Source organism: Streptomyces boluensis (genome assembly GCF_009908195.1).
In the GTDB taxonomy this organism is placed as follows: domain Bacteria; phylum Actinomycetota; class Actinomycetes; order Streptomycetales; family Streptomycetaceae; genus Streptomyces; species Streptomyces boluensis.
This window is the reverse complement of record NZ_JAAAHS010000488.1, coordinates 1-4,961: the sequence shown is the minus strand read 5'-3', so window position 1 is coordinate 4,961 and position 4,961 is coordinate 1. Positions and strand designations below refer to the sequence as shown.

5 protein-coding genes are annotated in these 4,961 nt (G+C 73.1%); 3 read left to right on the top strand and 2 right to left on the bottom strand.

Going from position 1 to position 4,961, the window contains the following annotated elements; all coding sequences use genetic code 11:
* The first annotated feature begins 122 nt into the window (after nucleotides 1-122).
* The gene (locus GUY60_RS34355) at nucleotides 123-773 is read left to right on the top strand and encodes a putative DNA-mimic protein (protein ID WP_161705090.1); all 651 of its coding nucleotides are present in this window, start codon (nucleotides 123-125) and stop codon (nucleotides 771-773) included.
* A gap of 165 nt (nucleotides 774-938) precedes the next feature.
* Here GUY60_RS34355 and GUY60_RS34350 read toward each other — a convergent pair whose 3' ends face one another.
* Both GUY60_RS34350 and GUY60_RS34345 read right to left on the bottom strand, forming a co-directional pair.
* Nucleotides 939-2,309 (bottom strand): aspartate aminotransferase family protein, encoded by a 1,371-nt coding sequence (locus GUY60_RS34350; protein ID WP_161705088.1) that lies wholly within the window; start codon nucleotides 2,307-2,309, stop codon nucleotides 939-941.
* A gap of 126 nt (nucleotides 2,310-2,435) precedes the next feature.
* On the bottom strand, nucleotides 2,436-2,948 hold the full coding sequence (locus GUY60_RS34345) for a hypothetical protein (RefSeq protein ID WP_161705086.1): 513 nt from the start codon (nucleotides 2,946-2,948) through the stop codon (nucleotides 2,436-2,438).
* A gap of 193 nt (nucleotides 2,949-3,141) precedes the next feature.
* On the opposite strand from GUY60_RS34345, the gene GUY60_RS34340 reads away from it, so the two are divergent.
* Both GUY60_RS34340 and GUY60_RS34335 read left to right on the top strand, forming a co-directional pair.
* Nucleotides 3,142-3,846 (top strand): response regulator transcription factor, encoded by a 705-nt coding sequence (locus GUY60_RS34340; protein ID WP_161705084.1) that lies wholly within the window; start codon nucleotides 3,142-3,144, stop codon nucleotides 3,844-3,846.
* Nucleotides 3,846-4,961 (top strand): sensor histidine kinase (locus tag GUY60_RS34335; RefSeq protein WP_161705083.1); only part of this gene is annotated, 1,116 nt, incomplete at its 3' end. The genes GUY60_RS34340 and GUY60_RS34335, both read left to right, overlap by 1 nt.

Sequence of the window (4,961 nt, the reverse complement as noted above, 5' to 3'; positions counted from 1 at the left end):
CCTCGGGGTCTTGGGGGCGGGGTGCGGTGGGCAGGACAGGGCTGCAGGGGGGCAGCTTGCGGCCGGGTGGCCCCACTACGCTGCCCGCACGACCGCCGAAAGTCGACCTGAGGAGTTCTCTCTTGGCCTGTGACCTGTGGCTCGTCCCCCTCGTCGACGTGCTGTGCCACAGCCCCGACAACCCCTTCGCGGAAGAACTCGCCCTCTACGACAAGGTCCTCGGCGAGGCCGGGCTGCCGCCGGTGCCGGTCTTCGCGTACACGCCGGGGCTCTCCGGGGACGTGGCGCCGGTCGCCGGGTTCGACTACGACGCCCTGCACTTCCTGCGCCGCGCGTACCTGTTGAAGATCTGCGGTCTTGAGGTCACGCCGGTCGACGAGCTGGGCGGGGACTACGAACAGCTCCTGGAGATGTTCGAGGCCACGGCCAAGGAGTCACATCTCGTGTGGCACTACGACCATGCGGGGGCGTACGTGCCGGTGGACTTCGCGGTGCCGCTCGCGGACGAGGAACTCCTTGACGGGGGTGGGCCGTTGGGGTCCGCGCAGGGGTTGCTTCGTGAGCTGGAGTTCGTGGCGCCGTCGATCGGCATCGACCCGGCCAACCCGCCGGCGGCGCCGGTGCCGCCCGCCGGGCCCACTGCTCTGGAGGAGCCTGCGGCTCCGGTGGCTTACGGGGATGATCCGTTTGCTCGGGAGCGGCATGTCTGGCTGGGGTTGCATGCGGCGGCTACGCGGTGTTTGGGGCAGGGGTCGATGATCGTCTTCAGCTGAGCGGGCCTTTTCTTCCCCAGTCCCGCCCCTTCCCGTAACTGGGGCTCCGCCCCAGACCCCGCTCCTCAATCGCCGGAGGGGCTGAATTTTCAGCCCGTCCGGCGATTGAGGACTTCGGGAAGGGGCGGGGAGGGGATGAAAGCCCGCCGCAGGCGACGGCCCGCCTCAGCCCACGACGTGCTTGTCCGTCACCGACAGTGCCTCGTCGAGGATCGCCAAGCCCTCCTTGGCCTCCGCCTCACTCACCGTGCACGCCGGCACCGCATGCGTGCGGTTCATGTTGACGAAGGGCCACAGGCCGCTCCTCTTGCAGGCCGCCGCGAACTCCGCCATCGGCGCGTTCGCCGCGCCCGTCGCGTTGTACGGGACCAGCGGCTCGCGGGTCTCCTGGTTGCGTACGAGGTCCAGGGCCCAGAAGACGCCGAGGCCGCGCACCTCGCCCACCGAGGGGTGGCGTTCGGCGAGTTCGCGCAGGCCGGGGCCGAGTACGTGCTCGCCGATGTGCGCGGCGTGCTCGACGATCCGCTCCTCCGCCATGGTCTCCAGGGTCGCGACCGCGGCCGCGCAGGCCAGCGGGTGACCGGAGTACGTGAGGCCACCGGGGTACGGCTTCTTCGCGAAGGTCTCCGCGATGGCCGACGAGATCGCGACGCCGCCGAGCGGGACATAGCCCGAGTTGACGCCCTTCGCGAAGGTCAGCAGGTCCGGCACCACGTCGTAGTGGTCCGCCGCGAACCACGCGCCGGTGCGGCCGAAGCCCGCCATGACCTCGTCGAGGACGAGGACGATGCCGTACCGGTCGCAGATCTCGCGGACTCCGGCCAGGTAGCCCGGCGGCGGCGTCATGATGCCGGCCGTGCCCGGCACGGTCTCCAGGATGATCGCGGCGATCGAGTTCGGGTTCTCGAAGGCGACCGTGTCCTCCAGGTGCTGGAGCGCCCGCGCGCACTCCTCCGCCTCGGTCTCGGCGTAGAACGGCGAGCGGTACAGGAACGGCGCCCAGAAGCGCACGACGCCCGCCGAACCGTTGTCGGAGGCCCAGCGGCGCGGGTCACCGGTCAGGTTGATCGCGGCGGCGGTCGCCCCGTGGTACGAGCGGTAGGCGCTCATGATCTTCGGACGGCCGGTGTGAATCCGGGCCATCCGGGCGGCGTTCTCGACCGCCTCCGCACCACCGTTGGTGAAGAAGATCTTGTCGAGGTCGCCCGGGGTGCGCTCGGCGATGAGGCGGGCGGCCTCGGAACGTACGTCGATGGCGAAGGCGGGCGCGAAGGTCGTCATCTTGCCGGCCTGCTCCTGCACCGCGGCGACGACCTTGGGGTGCTGGTAGCCGATGTTGGTGTAGACGAGGCCACTGGTGAAGTCGAGGTACCGGTTGCCCTCGTAGTCCCAGAAATACGCGCCCTCCGCGCCGGCTACGGCGAGCGGATCGATCAGCTCCTGCGCTGACCAGGAGTGGAACACATGCGCGCGGTCGGCGGCCTTGACGGCCGCGCCCTTCGCGGGGTCGGCCTGAGGGGTGAGATGAGGGGTCATGCGGCGAGAGTAAATGTCCGGGATGCGGACAAGCCATCGGCGTCGTGTTCGGTGCGCACGGGGCGCGCCCGACAGTGTGTCGAGCCGGGCCGAAGCCGGACCGTTCCCGGGTGCGTGCGGCCGCTGTCAGTCGTCGTCCTCCGGGGCCCGCTCCACGGCCGGCCGGCCCGAGGCGGAGCAGCGGAACACGTACGCGAGGTCGTCGGCGTCGTCGGTGGTCGGCTCCAGTTCCAGGCGGGCCATGGCCGCCGGGCCCCGCGCGTACTCCTCCACGTGGTAGCCGTCGGCCGGGCTCCACGAGAGCAGCCGGACCGAGCCGTCCGCCCGGCACTCCGCGGTGGCGGTGCCGCCGGTGAAGCGGAGCGTGGCGGGCCGGGCGGGCCGTGCGGGCGGGGTCGAGGCCGGTGTGCCGGACGGTGGCGGAGCGGTGGGTTCCGTGGAGTGCGGGGCGCTGCTCGTGGGTTCCGTCGGCGGGGGCGGGTCCGATGCCAGCGCCCGGCGCACCGCCGCGTCGTCGAGCGGCCTGCTCCGGTCGCCGGGCGCGCTGTCGAAACCGGCGAGGGTCCACGCGCCGAGCGAGCCCGCCACGGTCGCCACCGCCGCCCACGCCGCGGTCACCGCCGCGCTCCGCCACTTCATCCGTCGCCCTCCCTGGCCTGCCCTGGCCTCCCTGGCCTGCCCTGGCCTACCTGGCCTGCCCTGGGTACGGGACCAGCCTCTCGTACCGATTCCTAACGCCCGGTTAAAGCCCGGACAAGGAACCCCCGTTGGCGGCCGGTGCGCGGGCGTCCCCCCTTGCCTCCGGTACGGACCGGCCTCATACCGTGACCGCATGCCCCACCTCCTGGTCATCGAGGACGATCCGCAGCTGCGCGCTGCCCTGGTACGTGCCCTGCGCGCCCGTGGGCACGCGGTGGCGACCGCGCCGACCGGGATGAGCGGCCTCGACGCGGCGGTCACGGACCGGCCCGACCTGGTCGTCCTGGACCTGGGCCTGCCGGACGTCGACGGGGCGCAAGTGCTGCGGATGCTGCGGGCCGTGAGTGACGTGCCGGTGATCGTGGCGACGGCCCGTGACGAGGAGCCGGACATGGTGGCGCTCCTCGACGCGGGCGCCGACGACTACCTAGTGAAGCCTTTCGGCGCCGCCCAGTTGGACGCCCGGATCAAGGCGGTGCTGCGACGGCTCGGGGCACCCGAACCGGAGGCGCCGCTGCGGGTCGGCGGGCTGCGCGTGGACCTCGCCGCCCGCGATGTGTCCCTGGACGGGCGGGCCCTCGACCTCACGCCCCGCGAGTTCGACCTGCTCGCCCATCTGGCCCGGCGCGCGGGGCAGGTGGTGTCGCGGCGCGAACTCCTCGCCGAGGTGTGGCAGCAGCCGCTGGGCGGCGCCGACAAGACCGTGGACGTCCATCTGTCGTGGCTGCGGCGGAAGTTGGGCGAGACCGCGCAGGAGCCCCGCTATCTGCACACCGTCCGCACCGTCGGCGTGAAGCTCGCCCCGCCCGACGCCCTGCCCGAGGGCGAGCCGGTCTGATGCGGCGCTGGCTGCTCGTCCTCACCGCCGCGACCACGGCCCTCGTCCTGGCCGCGCTACTCGTACCGCTCGCCCTGCTCACCCGTACGCACGCCGAGGAGCGTGCCACCGCCGAGGCGACGGCGCGGGCGCAGTACGTGGCGTCCGGGGTCGGCGCGACGCTCGGCTCCGGCGCCGGGTCCACCGCCGGACCCTTCGTCGACGGCGCCAACACCCCCTCAGGCCCGGCCACTTCGGTGATCCTCGCCGACGGCCGGGTACTCGGGGCGCCCACCCGCGTGACGGACGCGGTACGGCTCGCCCGCCGCGGCCGGGCCTTCACGTACGCGGCACCCGGCGGCGGCCGACTCGTCCTGGTGCCGGTGCAGGGCCCCGAGGGCGGCACGGCCGTCGTCCAAGTGGCGCTCACCCAGGGCCAGTTGTACGAGGGCATGCTGGCGTCCTGGCTGATCCTCGCCGGGATCGGGGCGGGGCTCGTCCTGGTCGGGCTGCTGATCGCCGACCGTCTCGGCGCCCGTCTGGTCGGCTCGGCGCGGCGGCTCGCGGGGGTCGCGGAACGGCTCTCCGGGGGCGACCTCACGGCCCGCGCCGAACCCTCCGGGCCGCCCGAACTGCGCCTGGTCGCTGGCGAGTTGAACCATCTGGCGGCCCGTATATCCGAGCTCCTCACCGCCGAGCGCGAGAACGCCGCCGACCTGGCGCACCGCCTGCGCACCCCCGTGGCCGCGCTGCGCCTCGACGCGGAGGGGCTGCGGGACGCGGAGGAGGCGGAGCGGATCGCCTCCGGTGTGGCGGCGTTGGAGCAGCAGGTCGACGAGGTGATCCGGCGGGCCCGGCGGCCGTTGCGGGGTCCCCTCCACGCCGACCTGGCGGAGGTCGCGCGGGAACGGGCCGCGTTCTGGCTGCCGTTGGCGGAGGATCAGGGGCGGTCGGTGGACGTGGACGTACCGGGCGCTCCGCTGTGGGTTGCGGTGCCGGGGGATGAGGTGGCGGCGGCGCTTGATGCGTTGATCGGGAACGTGCTTGATCACACTCCGCTCGGGGTGGGGTTCCGGGTCCTGGCCGGCCCCGCGCCCGGCGGCGCGGTGCTTGAAGTCTCCGACGAGGGGCCGGGG

Bases quoted from the DNA above. Each gene is read 5' to 3' on its own strand.
- GUY60_RS34345 (WP_161705086.1), bottom strand. From the start codon at position 2,948: ATGAAGTGGCGGAGCGCGGCGGTGACCGCGGCGTGGGCGGCGGTGGCG.
- GUY60_RS34340 (WP_161705084.1), top strand. From the start codon at position 3,142: ATGCCCCACCTCCTGGTCATCGAGGACGATCCGCAGCTGCGCGCTGCC.
- GUY60_RS34350 (WP_161705088.1), bottom strand. From the start codon at position 2,309: ATGACCCCTCATCTCACCCCTCAGGCCGACCCCGCGAAGGGCGCGGCC.